This is a genomic window from Halorussus marinus, assembly GCF_004765795.1.
Lineage (GTDB): Archaea > Halobacteriota > Halobacteria > Halobacteriales > Haladaptataceae > Halorussus > Halorussus marinus.
Map to the genome: position 1 here is coordinate 389,565 of NZ_SBIV01000003.1, position 14,973 is coordinate 404,537.

Below are 14,973 nucleotides of genomic sequence, written 5' to 3' on the forward strand. Positions count from 1 at the left end.
TCGCTATTCGGGGTTCTCCCGAAGATGTTCGCCTCTACTCCCCGGTCGGATCGAACTCGCCGGCCGCCAGCCCGCGCCGGACCGGCTCGTGTTCGGCGTCGGTCGGCGGCGGCGCGGTCACCAGCGTCGCCTCCAGGCGCCCGTCGGCGTCGGCGCGCACGCCCCTGTCTTCGCCGGCCGGGACGACCACCACCTCGCCCGGCCCGACCGCGTGCTCGTCGTCGCCGTCTCGGATCACGCCGGCCCCGCGCCGAACCGTGATCGCCACGTCGCTGTCGGGCGCGTGAACCGGGATGAACTGGCCCGGCTCGAAGTAGCCGAGCACGACCTTCATCCGGTCGCTCCGGAACACCGATCGGGCCGAGAACTGTTCGTCGTTGTACTCGCGCTCGGCGTCGAAATCTGTCGCGACCATGTCCGGACGTGGGGCAGACGCGTCCGTCACCGGTTTCCCGAACAAGTTCGGCCAGTCCGGCGCACAGCCGGCCGATCACCGCAGTCCGTCGTCGGGATCGCGCTCGGCGGCCTCAGCCGCGAGCACCTCGATCCGGAGCGCCTCGGGGCCGTGGCGCAGGACCACGCCGACGAGGTTGGCCGCGAAGAGCCCGAACCCGAGCGTCGCCGCGACCCCGCCCGCGAGCCCGGCGACTCCGATGCCGGTCGCGTCGCCGGCCACGAGGAGTCCGAGCCCGCCGAACGCGAGCCAGAAGTCGACCGCCGCGAGCCGGTCGTCGTAGAGGTCGTCGATCATCGGGACCGACTCCAGTCCCACCCGGTCGCTGTACCGCCGGAGCCAGACGACGAACGGCACGACGTGGTAAAGCGTCCCGAGCAGGACGAACCCCACGACGCCGGCCAGCAGGAAGTGACCGACGCCCGGCGGGCCGAAGACGACCGCCGGATCGGTCGGGGCCGCGAGCCACGCGGGCGCGGTCGCGAGCGCCCACGCCGGGAGCGCGAGCGCGGCGACGCCGTACCGCGACAGCATCGGCGTGCGCTCGACGCGGGTCCGCGAGAGGGTGCGTGCGAGCACCGCCGAGAACGCGAGCACCCCGACCAGCACCAACACCGCGCCCGCGAGCCCGACCGCCGCCGCGTCGGTCCCGCGGCCGACCGCGAGCGCGAGGACCCCGACCGGGTAGGTCCACTCCTCGACCCGCCGGAGTCGCTGGTCGACGGCGTCGAGGTCCGTCTGGGTGAACATCGTCGCGAGCTGGTAGAGCGCGCCGATCACGGTGGTCAGGATCACGCCGAACGCCGCCAGCGTGGCGTGGGCCGCGACGATCCGCGTCCGGACCAGCCCGGCGGCTCCCAGCGTCGGCCGGACGAAGTCGACCGCGAGCGCGAGCCCGAGCGCGGTCACGACGACCGCGTAGCCGAGCGTCTGAGCGAAGTGGCGCTCGGTCACGTCGAGCGACCGGACCGGCGGGAGGCTCCGGGCGACGTTGTAGGCGAACACCCAGAAGCCGACGAGCATCGCCCCGCCCGCGACCGGGAGCCACGCGAGCGCGCCGGCGACCAGCGCCGCCCCGAACCCCGCGAGTCCGGTCGCGACCAGCCCGAGCTGGGCGAGCGCGAGCCGCCGGGAGTGGAGGTCGACCCCCGACCACACCGGGACGAACTGGGTCATCGCGCCCATGATGGTGACACAGACCCACCCGATCAAAAGCAAGTGGACGTGGGCGAGCCCCGACAGCCCCCAGTGGGCGCCGGCCGCGCCGGCGACCCCGAGCGCGCTCCCCGCCAGCAGGAAGCCGACCCCGACCACGAAGTGGCCGAGGGGAACGACGAGCGGCGGGCCGCGCTCGGCGTCGATCCCGCCGGGAATCGCGGTCATCGCGGGGTTATCTCCACGCGCCACTCGTCGGGCGCGAGCCGTTCGGTGTCGTGGTCGAACCCCCGCTCGTCGAGCACCGCGTAGAGGGGTTCGGGCTCGAAGCTGTTCACCACCACCAGCGTCTCGTCGTCGCCGAGGTCGGCGAGCGCCTCGGTGATCGCCCCGAACGGCTCGCCGCCGAGTTCGCGGGCGTCGAGGGTCCGCGTCATGTGTGTATGTCGGCGGGCCGTTTCGGTAGCGGTTCCCCCGAAGATGTTCGACTCCCCCGGCCGACGACAGATTCGAGACGCGGTCTCAGGCCCGCGTGCGCCGCGGAGGCTCTGGCGTCGCGCGAACGTAGAGCGCGACGTTGAGCGCCACGCCGCCGAGGAACAGGCCCCAGTTGACCCACGGGTTGTTGTACCACACGAGGTCGATGCCGAGCGTCTGGGCGTACACCGGCCAGAACGGTTCGATCCCCTCCGAGATGTCCGGCGCCGAGAGGATGTCGGCGAAGACGTGGGCGACGCCCGCCACGAACACCATCACGACGCCGAGCGAGAGCGCGTCGTCGGCCGCCGCGTCCGAGAACCACGTCGACCCGCCGAGGACCTTTTTCAACACGTACCCGACGATCGGACCGACGACCGCCGCCATGATCCCGACCGCCAGCACCGTGTGGAAGATCCCGTGGTGTTTGACCGTCCCGATCGTGTTCGCGAGCACGAGGTCGACGTCGGGTAGCATGCCGAACCAGAACCCGACGCCGACGAACGTCGCCGCGGTCTTGCGCGCGTCGATCACTAACCACGCGGGCGCGAGCCAGATGAGCGCCATACCGAGGTGTCCGAGTACGTCGACCATGAGACGAACCTCGACGCGTCTCCGTAAGTCGCTGGTGGCGGATCTCCTCGCGACGGCGGTCCTGCCGGGAGCCGACCGCCGCCCGATCAGAACGGCGTCGCGGGATCGCCCTCGTCGTCGGTCCCGTCCCGGGGGTCGTCGTCGTGGAGCGACCCGTCCTCGCGGTAGCGGCGTTCGAGGCTCCGGAGCTTCTCGTTGATCCGGGCGCTGTCGTGGTGGAGCGGCGCGACCGCGACCGAGACGCGGTCGTACTCGTGGCGGTCGGCGAGGCCGTTCCACGCGCGAAACGACCCCACGGTGAGGCTGTCGCTCTGGGGACAGAACTCCGTGGTCGGGGTGAACTCCGCGAGCAACGTGGCCGGGTCGTCGGGCGCCTCGGCGTATCGGAACCCCGCGTCGGGGTGGCGGGTGTCGAGGTTCAGGCGCGCGAGGTTGTACCCGAACGTCGCGTCGTACACCCCCCGATCCTCGAATATCTCGCGGGTGAGCCGGTGGAACCCGACGTGGTCGTCGCCGGTAAGCACGTCGGCGCCGTCGAGGAACGGCCCCGGCTCGGGGATTGTCTCGGGGACGAACTCGTCGTACTCGTCGAAGGTCGCGTCGTCGGCGTCCGCCGACGCGAACGGGCGCGGAAATCCGACCATACCCTATCGTTGGGTCGGCGCCGGGGTAGCCGTGGCCCCGAACGTGTTCGTCCGGCGCGCTCGCGAACGTGTTCGTGCGATTTTCACGGGCTGGGAATCGGAGCCAGCGGTATTTATAGCCCATTCCAAAGTGCGAACACAGGTGACGACTCCGATGGAACGAGACACATTCGACCGGCGGACCGTACTGAAGATGACTGCGGCGGGCGCGACCGCGACCGCCCTCGCGGGCTGTTCGAGCGATAGCGGTTCGGGCGGCGGCGGTGGCGACGAGACCGAGAGCGACGGATCCGGCGACGAGTCGGGCGACGGCGGCTCGGACTCCTACGAGTTCGACGGCTGGTTCGACGACACGAGCAACTTCGACGGCGTCGTCGACGAGACCGGTTCCGACGAGGTCACCGTCGAAGTCGGCGTCGACGCCAACGGCGGCGCGTTCGGGTTCGGGCCCGCCGCGGTCGCGGTGTCGCCGGGGACCACCGTCGTCTGGGAGTGGACCGGGAAGGGAAGCTTCCACAACGTGGTCGCCGAGAACGGCGACTTCGAGAGCGAACAGACCGACGAGGAAGGGTTCACCTTCGAGCACACCTTCGAGAGCGCCGGCACGTACAAGTACATCTGCTCGCCCCACGAGACGATGGGAATGGTGGGCGCAATCGTCGTGGAGTAATCGCGGATGTCCGAGTCAGCCAGCCGGTCGGGCGGTCCGCCGTCGCGAGTCGACACCGCGAGTCGGCCGTTCGTCCTCATCTGGGAGCTGACGCAGGCCTGCGATCTGACGTGCGAGCACTGCCGGGCCGACGCCCAGACCGACCGCCACCCCGACGAGCTCTCGACCGCCGAGGGCAAGGCGCTGCTCGACGACGTCCGGGAGTTCGGCGAGGACCAACTGGTGGTGTTCTCCGGGGGCGACCCCCTGAAGCGCGACGACGCCGTCGAACTCGTGGAGTACGGCACCGACGTCGGGCTCACGGTCACGATGACCCCGAGCGGGACCGCCTCGCTGTCGGCCGACGCCGTCTCGGACCTCGCGGACGCGGGCCTGCGCCGGATGGCGGTCAGCGTCGACGGCGCGACCGCCGAGAGCCACGACGCGTTCCGCGGCGAGGAGGGCAGTTACGAGGAGACGATGGAGGCCGCGCTGGCCGCCCGCGAGGCGGGACTGCCCCTGCAGATCAACACCACCGTCTGTCGCCAGACGATCTCGGATCTGCCGGACATCGCCGACCTCGTGGCGGACCTCGGCGCGGTGCTCTGGAGCGTCTTCTTCCTCGTGCCCGTCGGTCGCGGGGCGGCCCTCGATGCCGTCTCGCCCGAGCGGGCCGAGCGCGTGATGGAGTGGCTGGTCGAGGAAGGCGAGGAGTGGCCGTTCGGCGTCAAGACCACCGAGGCGCCCCACTACCGGCGGGTGTCGGTCCAGCAGACCGACGCCCCGCCACGCCGCCAGATGGGGATCACCGCGGGCGACGGCTTCGCGTTCGTGAGCCACCGCGGCGAAGTGTTCCCCTCGGGATTCTTGCCCGAGTCGGCCGGCAACGTCCGCGAGCGGTCGGTCACCGACATCTATCGGAACGCCGACCTCTTCGCGTCGCTCCGGGACAAAGACGGGCTGAAGGGCAAGTGCGGGGCCTGCCAGTTCCGGAACGTCTGTGGCGGGAGTCGCTCGCGGGCCTACGCCGCCACCGGCGATCCGCTGGAGAGCGACCCGCTGTGTGCGTTCGTCCCGGACGGCTACGACGGACCGCTCCCGTGGGAGGGCGAGTGAGATGGCGACGAACGGCCGAACGCGTTCGGGACAGGCGATTCGGGCGACCGAAGCCAACCCCTCGACCGTGACCGACGCCGTCGAGCGCGATCCGACCGCCGAGTCCGACGCGGCCGACCGCGAGGCGTCGGACCCCGAGGCGGTCGCCGACCGGCTCAGAGAGCGCGGCGACAGCGTCCGGGAGCGCGAACTCGCCGCCGCGCTCGACCGGCTCGAAGCGGCCGGCGAGCTGTCGGCGGCCCAGCGGGACGCGGTCGACCGACTCTCCGCCCGGCTCGCCGACGCACTGGTCGAACAGTGGGCGTCGACCGTCGCGGCCGAGCGCGTCGACCCGTCGGTCGCGCGCGACCTGCTCGAACCATGAGGGTCGGGGTCGTCGGCGGCGGCGTCACCGGACTCGCGGCCCACCACTTCCTCCGCGAGCAGGGGGTCGACAGCGTCCTCTTCGAGGCCGACGACGAGCCCGGCGGCGTGATCCGGAGCCGGCGGGTCGACGGCCGGGTGCTCGATCTCGGCCCCCAGCGCACCAGACTCACCCCGAGCATCGCCGCGCTGGTCGAGTCGCTCGGGCTCGGCGACGAACTCCGGGAGGCCGACGACCTCCCGCTGTACGTCTACCGCGACGGTCGGCTCCGACTGGTTCCCCAGACGCCCCGGGAGGCGGTCGCGACCGACCTGCTGTCGTGGCGCGGGAAGCTCCGGGCGCTGTTCGAACCGCTCACCACCGCGGCGCGACCCGACGAGAGCGTCGAGGCGTACCTGACCCGGAAGTTCGGCTCGGAGGTCGCACGCTACTACTTCGGGCCGCTGTACGGCGGCCTCTACGGCACCCACCCCGACGAGATGCCGATGCGCCACTCGCTGTCGCGGGCGCTCGACTCGGCCGGCATCGAGGGAAGCGTCCTGACCTCGGTCGCCAAGAAGGTGCTCGAAGGCCGGGAGGCGCCGCCGATCGCGTCGTTCGACGGCGGGCTCCAGCGGCTCCCCGAGGCGCTGTACGCCGACAACGACGACACGGCGCACCTGAACACGCCCGTCGAGGCGATCGGGCGCGCCGGCGAGCGGTTCGTCCTCGAAACGCCGGACGGCGACGAGCGTTTCGACGAACTGGTCGTCACGACGCCCGCGGGCGTGACCGCCGGCCTCGTGGCGGAGTTCGCGCCCGAGGCGGCCGACGCCCTCCGGGAGTTCACCTACAATCCGCAGGCGGTCGTCCACCTCGCCGCGGACGCCGACCTGACCGGCGCCGGCTATCAGGTCCAGTACGACGAGGACCTCCGGACGCTCGGGACGACGTGGAACGACAGCCTGCTCGACCGCGAGGGGGTGTACACCTGCTATCTCGGCGGCGGGTACGACCCCGAGGTGGTCGAGTGGGACGACGATCGGCTCGGCTCCGTGGCGGCTCGGGAGTTCGAGGCGGTGACGGGCCACGGGGCCCGCGTCCTGTCGGTCCACCGGTGGGAGCTGGGCATGCCGGCCTACGACCGGAGCTGGGCGGCGTTAGACCGGCTCTCGACGCCGGTCGGCCTCCACCTCTGTACCAACTACACCGCTCGGGCCGGGATTCCGGGCCGGATCCGGGAGGCAAAGAAGATCGCCGACCGGCTGGCCGACTGCGCCGAGTCGACGGCTACCCCTCCGCGTACTGCTTGATTATCTTCTCCTCGACGCGGTGGAGCGTCTCGCTCGCGGTCGACTTCGCCACGCCGGCCCGGTCGGCCAGCTCCGTCAGCGAGCACTCCCGCGGGGTGTCGTAGTAGCCGGCCTCGACCGCCGCGTCGAGCAGTTCGTGCTGGCGGTCGGTCAGCAGGCTCTCGGAGTCGACCATCTCGCGGATGTACTCGACGTCGAAGCGCATCCCGAACGACTCCAGTTGGGTCGTGAACGCCGAGAGCCGGTCGCGCGAGGCGGTGAGCTCGACGGTCGCCTCGCCGTCCCGGATGGTGAACGGGAGTTCGAGCGGCATCGCCGACTCTCGGACGGTCAACAGCAAAAGCGGCGCGGTGGTCTCGAACTCGACCAGCGCGGTCCCCTCCGACACCTGGTGGAGGTCGAGGCTCACGATCTCGTCGTGGCGCTCGATGTCACCGACCACCGTGGGCAGGTCTGGCCCCGCCAGTTCGAGGAGCCCGACACCGGTGTCGTCGGCGGGGAACGCGGCCAGCACGCGGAAGTCTGTCTCGGGGTGGGCGGTCGATACCTCGTGGATCCAGACGCCGTCGGGGAGCGTGATGTGGAGCTTGGCGGTCGGCATCGTACGTACCGTTCTCGGCCGACCGACCCGTAAGTGTTTCCGAACATGTTCGGCAACGTCGCCGAACGTGTTCGGGGAAAGCGTGGTGGGGCGCGCCCGCGAACGTCGAAACATGGCCTCGAAACCCACCGACACGGCGGCGCGAGCAGTCGACCGGGCCGGCGTTCCGACCGACCGGCCGCGTCGCACGCTCGACGTGCGCGCGGCCGGCCCGCCCAAGCCCCTCTCGGAGACGCTGGAGACGCTGGCCGACCTCGAAGAGGAGGCGGTGTTGATCCAGCGCAACGATCGGGCGCCCCAGCACCTCTATCCGAAGCTGACCGACAGGGGGTACGAGTACGAGACGATCGAGGGCGACGAGGAGGTGGTGACCGCCATCTGGCGGCCCGACGCGTAGCGACTACTCGTCGATGTTGACGGTGAGCACCGGCACCGACGACAGCGTAACGACCTTCTGAGAGACGCTCCCGAGCATGTCGCGGGTCGGATCCGCGCCGTGGGTGCCCATCACCACGAGGTCGGCGTCGTTGTCGTCGGCGGCCGCGAGGATCTCGTCGGCGGGGTTGCCCTCTCGGACCGCGGTCGTGACGTCGACGCCGTCGGCTTCGAGCGCCGCCGCGGCCTCGCCGGTCGCGCGCTCGCCCTCGTTGCGGAGCTCTTCGCTGACCTCCGGCACGCGGTCTTCCGAGAGGGTGAGAAACGCGCGGTCGTCGACGACGTAGAGGACGTGGACTCGGGCGTCTCGCCGGGCGGCGATGTCGCTTGCGTGTTCGACGACGTTCTCCGTTGCTTCGCTCCCGTCGGTCGGGAGCAACACGGTGTCGTACATGTCTCTACTCGACAGTTGACGAGCGCCACGTAAATAAGACACCGTAATTCCCGCCGGGCGAAAACCCCCGTCTGACCGGAGTCTCGCCCGACGTTGCCATCGTTCCGATCGCGAAACGACGCTCGAAACGGTCGCAACGATCTGCAACAATCTCCCATTGCTTAGTCGCGGAGTTGACTAGGCCTAGTCGAATTTGGCCCTCTCAAAGACTATGTCCGACACAACCGTGCTGGTCGTCGACGACGACCGACCGCTGGCAGACGGCTTCACCGCTCACCTCTCGTCGCACTTCGAGGTACGAACCGCATACACCGGCGAGGCGGCGCTCGAGCGCCTCGACGAAGCGGTCGACGTGGTGCTTTTAGACCGGGGGTTGCCCGACACTCGCGGCGACGCGGTGCTCGAAGCGATCCGGGCGAGCGACGTCGACTGTCGAATCGCGATGGTCTCGGGCGAACAGCCGTCTGCGGACCTCGACTGCGACGCCTACCTCACCAAACCCCTCTCGGGGGTCGACGCGCTGTCGGCCACCGTGACCGAACTGGTCGACGGCTCGGACACCTCGCGGTGAGTCGGTCGGACCGGGCCGAATCTACACGAATCCTTTTGTTGCTGGTCGGAGTAGCCCTTTGCATGCGATTTGTTATCGTGGGTGCCGGCCGCGTCGGTCTGCGGACCGCTCGCATCCTCCAGGAGGAAGGCCACGAGGTCACCGTGATCGAGAACGACGCCGAGAAGGCCGACCGTGCGCGCTCGGAGGGCTTTTTCGTCGTGGAGGGCGACGGCGCCGGCGAGGAGATGTTCGAACAGGCCGACCCCGAAAGCGCCGACGCGGTCGGGGCGCTGACCGGCGACCTCAACGTCAACTTCGCGGCGTGCATGCTCGGCAAACACTACGGCTGTCGCACCGTGATGCGGATCGACGAGGACTACCGGGGCGACATCTACCACAAGTTCGCAGACGACGTCGACGAGGTGGTCTACCCCGAGCGACTCGGCGCGGCCGGCGCGAAGACAGCCCTGCTCGGGGGCAACTTCAGCGTCATCGCCGACCTGACCGCGGCGCTCCAGTTGACGACGCTCACCGTCCCCGACGAGTCGCCGATCGTGGGCCGGCGGGTCACCTCGATCGACCTCCCCGAGGACGTCCGGATCTACGCCCACGGCCGCGCCCACGAGCGGATGACGATCCCGCTCCCCCAGACCACCGTCGAAGGCGGCGACAAACTGGCGGTGATCGCCGAGCGCGAGGCGGTGCCCGAGGCCCGTCGACTGCTACAGGGCGACGGCGCCGCGGCTTCCGAGTCGTGAAAAACGTGGAGGAAATGGGCAGTGCGGGGTCGTGGCGGGCGATCGAGACGAGAACTTTCGTGGGAGGGTTGGTGACACAGTGGCGAGAGGCCAGCTCGCCGCCAGCGCCTCCGGCACCGTCGAGGTCGCCCGACCGGGAGACTGCTGCACGCTTGCGCCCGAACCGCCGGGCGCGTCTCCTGCTATGGCGAGTTCGGACTTTGTTATGTGGACGCTGTCGCCGGCGTAGGCGGCGTCTGTCGCTCGACTCGCCGGTCTCAGCGCTCGCGTAGCCCTCGCGTAACTCGGTATTACGTGAGTCTAACGCGGAGTAGCGGACGCGAAAGGTGTGGGGAGAGGGTGTGGGGAGTGTGGTGTGCCGGGCGCGCGGGTGGGAGGATGGGGAGAGAGGCCGTCAGTGCGCGCCCGGTGGGGCGTGTGTCCGGCTCTGACTTAAAAGTGCGTCAGACGCACCGGACCGGCGGCGCGACCGGCACCGAACGCTTTTCAGTCGTCGGCGAGACTCCGCGTCCGTGGACGCGAACGTACTCGTCACCGGCGCGATCGGAGTCCTGCTGGTCGCGGCCGGCGCGGGCGTCGCTCGCGGTCGGCTCGACCTCCTGGCGAACTACCAGCCCGGCGCGGTCGACGACGAGCGTCGAGTCGCGCGGATCGCCGGCGGGACGATCGTCGGCTACGGGGTCGCGACCGGACTGCTCGCGGTCCGGCTCCGGGCCGGCGGGAGCGCCGACGCCTGGTGGCTCGGGTGGACGCTGGTGACGCTCGCCGTCGCGTTCGGCGTCGCGGCGGTCGCGTCGGGGCGAGCCTGACCGCCGGGCGCTCACTTTCAAGTCCGTCCCCGTCGTCGACCGGGTATGCGAGGCACTGGCGTCCCGCTCGTCACGCCCTTCGACGGGGACGGCGAGCTCGACACCGAACGGCTCCGGGAACTGGTCGGGTGGATCGAGGACCGCGGCGTCGACTTTCTGGTCCCGTGTGGCTCGAACAGCGAGGCGGAACTGATGGGCCTCGAGGAGCGCGCCCGCGTCACCGAGATCGTCGCCGAGGCGGCCGACGGCCCGGTGCTGGCGGGGACCGGCCACCCCGGCCTCCGGGAGACGCTCCGCCAGACCGAACTGGCGGCCGACGCGGGCGCGGACGCCGCGCTGGTCGTCACGCCGTTCTACTACGACCACGACGACGACGACCTCGAAGCCTACTACCGGGAGGTGGCCGACGAGAGCCCGATCCCGATCTACCTCTACAGCGTCCCGGTGTTCACCGGCGTCGCGCTGGCGCCCGAGGTGGTGGGTCGGCTGGCGAGCCACGACAACGTCGCCGGGATGAAAGATTCGAGCGGCGACCTCGGGGGCTTTCAGCGCACGCTCGCGCTCACCGCCGACGAGTCGTTCGACCTGCTGGAGGGGAGCGGCAACGTCTACGCGCACGCGCTGGCGTCGGGCGCCGACGGCGGCGTGCTCGGGCTCGCGAACATCGCGCCCGAACGCGCCACCGAGATCTACCGGCTCCACGTCGGCGGCGACGACGCGGCCGCCCGCCAGCTCAACGCCCGACTCTTAGAGCTCAACCGCACGGCCGCCATCGAGCACGGCGTCCCGGGGACGAAGGCGGCGATGCGCGAGCGGGGCGCGCCCGTGGGGTACGTCCGGCGGCCCCACACCGAACTCGGCGCGGCCGCCGAGGCCGAGATAGCCGAACTCGTCGGGGACGTGACGCCCTGACCGGCCGATCCGATCGCGTGGGCCGCCCGCAGGGGAGCGCGGACGGCGAGGCCAACCATTAAGTCGGCGCTGTGATAACTGAAAGCGAATGGCCGGCGAAAATGTCACCGAACCGTCGCCGCCGGGGGACTCGCTGGAGGGGTGGCTCGACGCGCAGGCCGAGCAGTTGGGCGTGAGCCGCGAGGAACTGCTCGCCCGGCTCGGCACCGGGCCCGGAGGCGACACGGAGGAGCTCGGGGCGCTACGGCGCGAGCTCCTCGCGCGGTTGGTCGCAGACCACGAGGCGCTCGCGGCCGACCTCGACGACGTCCGGGCCGACGTCGAGGACGCCCGGTCGTCGTTCGACGAGAAGATCGACGACGTCCGCGACCGGGTGGTGCAGGTCAAGCGCGAGGCCGACGAGAAGGCCCCGACCGACCACGACCACCCCGACCTCGCGCCCGCGGCGGTCGCCGACAGGGCCGACGAGCTGGCGGCCGAACTCGACGACCTCGCCGCGACGGTCGCGGAGTTAGACGAGACGGTCGAGACCGGCTTCGAGAACTACGAGGACGTCCTCGAATACCTCACCGAGGCGACCGACGACCTCGAAGCGAAGCTGACGACGCTCGCGGAGGTGACCGTCGATATCCGCGATCGGACCGAGACGCTGGCGGCCCGCCACGCCGCCCGCGCGGCGGCCGACGAGCTCGCGACCCTCGCGAACCGGCGGGGCGTCCGGAGCGCCGACTGTGGCCACTGCGACCAGACCGTCCACGTCGGACTGCTCGCGTCGCCGACCTGCCCCCACTGTGCGAGCACCTTCAGCGACGTCGAGCCGAAACAGGGGTTGTTCGGCTCGCCGACCCTCGTCGTCGGCGAACCGCCGGCGCTCGAAGGCGAGCGAGCCGACTGGGCCGTCGACGAGGTCGCGGCCGACGCGACCGACCACGAGGCGGCGCTCGACGACATTCTCGACGATTCGGAGGCCGGCGAATGAGCGACCGCGACGCCGACGAGGACCGCCCGGAGGCGGCCGAGCGCGCCCCCGACGAGGCCGAAATCGCCGACCGATCCGCCGAGCCCCTCGGCGATCTCGCGGCCGACGTTCGGTCCCGGTCGGGCGACTCGCCCTCCCGGACCGGGCCGCTCGCCGACGTGGCGTCGGAGGTCGACGAGCGGCGGCGAAGCCGCGAGACCGACGCCGAGGGCCCGTTCGAGTCGGTCGACGTGGGCCAGATCGACGGCGAGGCTCTCTGGGAGCGACTGGCCGACGACGACGACGGCGACTTCGAGGTGGCCGCGTCGACGGCCGTCGCCGACGCCGAGTGGCTCGACGGCCGGGACGTCCGGACCGTCGAGAAGTCGACGTGTCACGGCTGTCCGTACTTCGCGGACCCGCCGACGGTCGCCTGCACCAACGAGGGCACCGACATCCTCGAGATGCCCGACGTCGACCACTTCCGAGTCGCCGACTGTCCGATGGTCGTCGACGACGACGAGGTCGGCAGTATCGCGACCGACGCCGAGTGACCCCGTCGCTACGCTCGACGGTCACCCCTGCGTGCTGACGCCCGGCCCCGTCTTGATTCGGAGCCCCGGCACCTCGTTGGTCTCGACGCCGACGTACCCCTCCGGGCACTCGACGCGCCCGCCGACGATGAACGGCGTGCCGAGTTCGGCCGGCGACGCCTGTTCGTCGACGACGATCCGGAGTTCGACCATCTTCTCGGCCCGGACTTCCTTGCTGTCGGTCAGGAGCTCGCCGAACCCCTCGTTTTGCCACTCGATCACCAGCCCTTCCCAGAGGCCAAGCTCCTCGGGCGGCCAGTTCGAGAACGCACACTCGGCGACCGGCGGCATGTCCGGATCCGGCTCCATCCGGTCGGTGAGCAGGACGATCCGGCTGACGTAGTCGTCCGAGAGCGTCGCCGGCTCGTCGAAGGCCATCCGCCGGGTCAGTCTGGACCGCGTCGGTTCGTCCTGTGCGCCCGCCGAGCCCGCCAGCCCCGCGATTCCGAGCAACGTCACCGCGCCCCGCCCCAGGAACTCCCGTCGGTCGATGTCGGGTATCACGTCCCGGGTCACCACCGCCCCGTCCGTAAGCGTTGTCGCCACCCCTCGGAAATCGGACTATCCCGTATTCTTCATCCCGGCCGCGATCCCCTCGACCGTCAGCCGGAGAGTCCGCTCGGCCTCGGGAGAGCGGTCGTCCTCGCCGAGCAGTCGGACGTCTCGTCGGACGCTCTGGCGTGGAAGTCCACGCCACTACGCTCGCCAGGCTCGAACGTCCCTGCGCCGTCGCGGACGACGCCCGTCCCGGTTCGCCGCCCCGCGGCTGTCAACAGGGCTTAGTGGGTGTCGTCCCACGGGTCGACTATGAGCGAGACCACACTCGTGTACGACGACGACTGCGGGTTCTGTACGTGGTGGGCGGACTTCTTCGAGCGCCGCTCGTCGTTCCGAATCGTCGGCTTCTCGGAACTGACCGACGGGGAGCGTTCGCGCCTGCCCGACGACTACGAGTCGTGTTCGCACCTGCTGGCAGACGGCGCGGTGTACTCCTGTGGCGAGTCGCTCGAACAGGCGGTGGTCCGGTCGGAGGTCGGCGCGTCGGCTCGCCCGCTCGTCGAGTTCCTCCGGAACTTCGAGGACTACGAACGCGCCCGCGAGAACGTCTACCGATGGGTCGCCGACCACCGCTCGGAACTGGGCGCCGTGGTCTCGAAGACGCCCCCGGCGCGCGAGGGGTCCGGCGGCGACCCTTAGCTGTAATCGCGCCAGCGGTGGCCACACTCCTGGCACTTGAAAAACCGCGTCGGCGGTTCGTCGGCCGAGCCGGTCTGCTTGATGGTGTACCACGCCTTCTCGTGGCCACACTCGTCGCAGATCACGTCGTCGGCGGTCGGCTTCCCCTCGAAGTTGGCGTCCTCGGAGGTCTCGATCACGTCCGAGTCGCCCTGCTCTTCGGTGGTGACGAACTCGGCGGCCTTCTCCTCGTCTTTCGCGACGGTGTGCTGGCAGTCGTCGTCGGTACACACCATCTTCGACCCCATCGACTTCATCATGGAGCCACATTCGTCGCAAAATTGCATGTCCGCAGGTAGTCGACGGCTCCCCATAAGCACCACGTTCGGGCGACTCCGATCGGCGTCGCCGGCGTTCAGGACGGCAACGGACACAGGCTCGCGGTCAGCACCGCGACCCGGTCGGTCTCGTTGCGCGCGCCGTGGACCGCACCCCGCTCGTGGAGCACGACGCCGGGCGCGTCGATCGACTCCTCGTCGTCGCCCCGGACGACCGTCACCGTCCCTTCGAGGACGTGGAAGACGTTCGTCGCGTCGGGGTGGTCGTGGGGCGTCAGTTCCGCGCCCGGTCCGAGCGCGAACGCCTTCACCAGTACGTCGTCGGTCACGACCACTTCGGCGTCGACGACCTCGCCCGCGTCGGGGTCGAGGTCCGGGTAGCTGTCGAGTCCCATATCGGGCGAGACGGCCGGCCGGCTCTTAAAGGTCGGTCCGAGCGGGAGGACGGGCGGCGGGCCGCGGCGAGCGCCGGGAGCGGGCGGCGCGGCGCCGCGGGCCCGACTGCGGTGCGTGCCTCTGTGAACGGCCGGGTCGCTCAGGGGTGGTGGGTCGGTCGCCGGCGGTGGCGACCGATGGCGGTGGACGTCGGGCCGGTGGGCGGTCCGGCCCGACCGGGATCGCTCGTCGTCGCGCCGGGAAGTGCGGTCGGACGCGGCCGAGAGCGGTGCGACGGCGGGTCGTGTGCGCCGCGACCGCAGTCG

General features: G+C 70.7%; 22 protein-coding genes and 1 pseudogene. 12 read left to right on the forward strand and 11 right to left on the reverse strand.

Annotated features, from left to right (window positions below):
- Positions 1–34: 34 nt before the first annotated feature.
- The 5 genes from EPY72_RS08795 to EPY72_RS08815 all read right to left on the reverse strand — a co-directional run bounded on the left by EPY72_RS08795 (position 35) and on the right by EPY72_RS08815 (position 3,324).
- The gene (locus EPY72_RS08795) at positions 35–415 is read right to left on the reverse strand and encodes a cupin domain-containing protein (RefSeq protein WP_135806171.1); all 381 of its coding nucleotides are present in this window, start codon (positions 413–415) and stop codon (positions 35–37) included.
- A 75-nt stretch (positions 416–490) separates the two neighbouring features.
- Positions 491–1,837 carry a hypothetical protein gene (locus EPY72_RS08800; protein WP_135806172.1) on the reverse strand — a complete coding sequence of 449 codons (1,347 nt, stop codon included), beginning with the start codon at positions 1,835–1,837 and terminating at the stop codon, positions 491–493.
- Positions 1,834–2,046 carry a DUF2249 domain-containing protein gene (locus EPY72_RS08805; RefSeq protein ID WP_134668914.1) on the reverse strand — a complete coding sequence of 71 codons (213 nt, stop codon included), beginning with the start codon at positions 2,044–2,046 and terminating at the stop codon, positions 1,834–1,836. The genes EPY72_RS08800 and EPY72_RS08805 overlap by 4 nt, the downstream gene beginning before the upstream one ends.
- A gap of 85 nt (positions 2,047–2,131) precedes the next feature.
- Entirely contained in the window at positions 2,132–2,680 is a 549-nt protein-coding gene (locus tag EPY72_RS08810; protein WP_135806173.1) for a metal-dependent hydrolase, read from the reverse strand.
- Between the two features lie 86 nt (positions 2,681–2,766).
- The gene (locus tag EPY72_RS08815; RefSeq protein WP_135806174.1) at positions 2,767–3,324 is read right to left on the reverse strand and encodes a DUF7998 family protein; all 558 of its coding nucleotides are present in this window, start codon (positions 3,322–3,324) and stop codon (positions 2,767–2,769) included.
- Positions 3,325–3,478: 154 nt separating this feature from the next.
- Between EPY72_RS08815 and EPY72_RS08820 the strand changes: the two genes are divergently transcribed.
- From EPY72_RS08820 to hemG, 4 genes are read left to right on the forward strand one after another with little or no spacing between them, the layout of a single operon-like run.
- Positions 3,479–3,994, forward strand: a complete 516-nt coding sequence (locus EPY72_RS08820; RefSeq protein ID WP_135806175.1) for a halocyanin domain-containing protein — start codon at positions 3,479–3,481, stop codon at positions 3,992–3,994.
- 6 nt (positions 3,995–4,000) lie between these two features.
- On the forward strand, positions 4,001–5,089 hold the full coding sequence (locus EPY72_RS08825) for a radical SAM protein (protein WP_135806176.1): 1,089 nt from the start codon (positions 4,001–4,003) through the stop codon (positions 5,087–5,089).
- Position 5,090: 1 nt separating this feature from the next.
- A complete protein-coding gene (locus EPY72_RS08830; RefSeq protein WP_134668923.1) occupies positions 5,091–5,453 on the forward strand; it encodes a hypothetical protein in 363 nt (120 codons plus the stop codon).
- The gene (gene hemG, locus EPY72_RS08835; RefSeq protein WP_135806177.1) at positions 5,450–6,745 is read left to right on the forward strand and encodes a protoporphyrinogen oxidase; all 1,296 of its coding nucleotides are present in this window, start codon (positions 5,450–5,452) and stop codon (positions 6,743–6,745) included. Before EPY72_RS08830 ends, hemG begins: the two co-directional genes overlap by 4 nt.
- Here the strand turns inward: hemG and EPY72_RS08840 are convergent.
- Positions 6,723–7,346, reverse strand: coding sequence for a helix-turn-helix domain-containing protein (locus EPY72_RS08840; protein ID WP_134668927.1), 624 nt, complete (start codon positions 7,344–7,346; stop codon positions 6,723–6,725). The two genes, hemG and EPY72_RS08840, sit on opposite strands and share 23 nt — an antisense overlap.
- 112 nt (positions 7,347–7,458) lie before the next feature.
- Between EPY72_RS08840 and EPY72_RS08845 the strand changes: the two genes are divergently transcribed.
- Positions 7,459–7,743 (forward strand): DUF2249 domain-containing protein, encoded by a 285-nt coding sequence (locus EPY72_RS08845; RefSeq protein WP_135806178.1) that lies wholly within the window; start codon positions 7,459–7,461, stop codon positions 7,741–7,743.
- 3 nt (positions 7,744–7,746) lie between these two features.
- On the opposite strand, the gene EPY72_RS08850 is transcribed toward EPY72_RS08845, so the two are convergent.
- Positions 7,747–8,175 carry a universal stress protein gene (locus tag EPY72_RS08850; RefSeq protein WP_134668930.1) on the reverse strand — a complete coding sequence of 143 codons (429 nt, stop codon included), beginning with the start codon at positions 8,173–8,175 and terminating at the stop codon, positions 7,747–7,749.
- 211 nt (positions 8,176–8,386) lie between these two features.
- Here EPY72_RS08850 and EPY72_RS08855 point away from each other — a divergent pair, with 211 nt between their 5' ends.
- The 6 genes from EPY72_RS08855 (at position 8,387) to EPY72_RS08880 (ending at position 12,719) form a co-directional block, all read left to right on the forward strand.
- Complete coding sequence (locus tag EPY72_RS08855; protein ID WP_135806179.1) at positions 8,387–8,746, forward strand: response regulator transcription factor; 360 nt, start codon at positions 8,387–8,389, stop codon at positions 8,744–8,746.
- Positions 8,747–8,808: 62 nt separating this feature from the next.
- Entirely contained in the window at positions 8,809–9,486 is a 678-nt protein-coding gene (locus EPY72_RS08860; protein WP_135806180.1) for a potassium channel family protein, read from the forward strand.
- Between the two features lie 512 nt (positions 9,487–9,998).
- Complete coding sequence (locus tag EPY72_RS08865) at positions 9,999–10,295, forward strand: hypothetical protein (RefSeq protein WP_135806181.1); 297 nt, start codon at positions 9,999–10,001, stop codon at positions 10,293–10,295.
- 45 nt (positions 10,296–10,340) lie between these two features.
- Positions 10,341–11,207: a dihydrodipicolinate synthase family protein gene (locus EPY72_RS08870; protein ID WP_135806182.1), complete on the forward strand. Its 867-nt coding sequence runs from the start codon at positions 10,341–10,343 to the stop codon at positions 11,205–11,207.
- An 88-nt stretch (positions 11,208–11,295) separates the two neighbouring features.
- Positions 11,296–12,186 (forward strand): hypothetical protein, encoded by an 891-nt coding sequence (locus tag EPY72_RS08875; protein ID WP_135806183.1) that lies wholly within the window; start codon positions 11,296–11,298, stop codon positions 12,184–12,186.
- Complete coding sequence (locus tag EPY72_RS08880; RefSeq protein WP_244605550.1) at positions 12,183–12,719, forward strand: DUF8135 domain-containing protein; 537 nt, start codon at positions 12,183–12,185, stop codon at positions 12,717–12,719. Before EPY72_RS08875 ends, EPY72_RS08880 begins: the two co-directional genes overlap by 4 nt.
- A 21-nt stretch (positions 12,720–12,740) precedes the next feature.
- On the opposite strand, the gene EPY72_RS08885 is transcribed toward EPY72_RS08880, so the two are convergent.
- Positions 12,741–13,262 (reverse strand): hypothetical protein, encoded by a 522-nt coding sequence (locus EPY72_RS08885; protein WP_135806184.1) that lies wholly within the window; start codon positions 13,260–13,262, stop codon positions 12,741–12,743.
- A 57-nt stretch (positions 13,263–13,319) separates the two neighbouring features.
- A pseudogene (locus tag EPY72_RS20060) lies at positions 13,320–13,412 on the reverse strand (phosphoenolpyruvate carboxylase); the annotation flags it as partial.
- Positions 13,413–13,565: 153 nt separating this feature from the next.
- Between EPY72_RS20060 and EPY72_RS08895 the strand changes: the two are divergent.
- The gene (locus EPY72_RS08895; RefSeq protein ID WP_135806185.1) at positions 13,566–13,955 is read left to right on the forward strand and encodes a DCC1-like thiol-disulfide oxidoreductase family protein; all 390 of its coding nucleotides are present in this window, start codon (positions 13,566–13,568) and stop codon (positions 13,953–13,955) included.
- Here EPY72_RS08895 and EPY72_RS08900 read toward each other — a convergent pair.
- Together EPY72_RS08900 and EPY72_RS08905 are read right to left on the reverse strand one after the other, a co-directional pair.
- Positions 13,952–14,281 carry a transcription factor S gene (locus tag EPY72_RS08900; RefSeq protein WP_134668944.1) on the reverse strand — a complete coding sequence of 110 codons (330 nt, stop codon included), beginning with the start codon at positions 14,279–14,281 and terminating at the stop codon, positions 13,952–13,954. The genes EPY72_RS08895 and EPY72_RS08900 overlap by 4 nt on opposite strands.
- A gap of 68 nt (positions 14,282–14,349) precedes the next feature.
- The gene (locus tag EPY72_RS08905) at positions 14,350–14,667 is read right to left on the reverse strand and encodes a cupin domain-containing protein (RefSeq protein WP_135806186.1); all 318 of its coding nucleotides are present in this window, start codon (positions 14,665–14,667) and stop codon (positions 14,350–14,352) included.
- Between the last annotated feature and the right edge of the window lie 306 nt (positions 14,668–14,973).

Bases quoted from the DNA above. Each gene is read 5' to 3' on its own strand.
- EPY72_RS08795 (WP_135806171.1), bottom strand. From the start codon at position 415: ATGGTCGCGACAGATTTCGACGCCGAGCGCGAGTACAACGACGAACAG.
- EPY72_RS08800 (WP_135806172.1), bottom strand. From the start codon at position 1,837: ATGACCGCGATTCCCGGCGGGATCGACGCCGAGCGCGGCCCGCCGCTC.
- EPY72_RS08805 (WP_134668914.1), bottom strand. From the start codon at position 2,046: ATGACGCGGACCCTCGACGCCCGCGAACTCGGCGGCGAGCCGTTCGGG.
- EPY72_RS08810 (WP_135806173.1), bottom strand. From the start codon at position 2,680: ATGGTCGACGTACTCGGACACCTCGGTATGGCGCTCATCTGGCTCGCG.
- EPY72_RS08815 (WP_135806174.1), bottom strand. From the start codon at position 3,324: ATGGTCGGATTTCCGCGCCCGTTCGCGTCGGCGGACGCCGACGACGCG.
- EPY72_RS08820 (WP_135806175.1), top strand. From the start codon at position 3,479: ATGGAACGAGACACATTCGACCGGCGGACCGTACTGAAGATGACTGCG.
- EPY72_RS08825 (WP_135806176.1), top strand. From the start codon at position 4,001: ATGTCCGAGTCAGCCAGCCGGTCGGGCGGTCCGCCGTCGCGAGTCGAC.
- EPY72_RS08830 (WP_134668923.1), top strand. From the start codon at position 5,091: ATGGCGACGAACGGCCGAACGCGTTCGGGACAGGCGATTCGGGCGACC.
- hemG (WP_135806177.1), top strand. From the start codon at position 5,450: ATGAGGGTCGGGGTCGTCGGCGGCGGCGTCACCGGACTCGCGGCCCAC.
- EPY72_RS08840 (WP_134668927.1), bottom strand. From the start codon at position 7,346: ATGCCGACCGCCAAGCTCCACATCACGCTCCCCGACGGCGTCTGGATC.
- EPY72_RS08845 (WP_135806178.1), top strand. From the start codon at position 7,459: ATGGCCTCGAAACCCACCGACACGGCGGCGCGAGCAGTCGACCGGGCC.
- EPY72_RS08850 (WP_134668930.1), bottom strand. From the start codon at position 8,175: ATGTACGACACCGTGTTGCTCCCGACCGACGGGAGCGAAGCAACGGAG.
- EPY72_RS08855 (WP_135806179.1), top strand. From the start codon at position 8,387: ATGTCCGACACAACCGTGCTGGTCGTCGACGACGACCGACCGCTGGCA.
- EPY72_RS08860 (WP_135806180.1), top strand. From the start codon at position 8,809: ATGCGATTTGTTATCGTGGGTGCCGGCCGCGTCGGTCTGCGGACCGCT.
- EPY72_RS08870 (WP_135806182.1), top strand. From the start codon at position 10,341: ATGCGAGGCACTGGCGTCCCGCTCGTCACGCCCTTCGACGGGGACGGC.
- EPY72_RS08875 (WP_135806183.1), top strand. From the start codon at position 11,296: ATGGCCGGCGAAAATGTCACCGAACCGTCGCCGCCGGGGGACTCGCTG.
- EPY72_RS08880 (WP_244605550.1), top strand. From the start codon at position 12,183: ATGAGCGACCGCGACGCCGACGAGGACCGCCCGGAGGCGGCCGAGCGC.
- EPY72_RS08895 (WP_135806185.1), top strand. From the start codon at position 13,566: ATGAGCGAGACCACACTCGTGTACGACGACGACTGCGGGTTCTGTACG.
- EPY72_RS08900 (WP_134668944.1), bottom strand. From the start codon at position 14,281: ATGCAATTTTGCGACGAATGTGGCTCCATGATGAAGTCGATGGGGTCG.
- EPY72_RS08905 (WP_135806186.1), bottom strand. From the start codon at position 14,667: ATGGGACTCGACAGCTACCCGGACCTCGACCCCGACGCGGGCGAGGTC.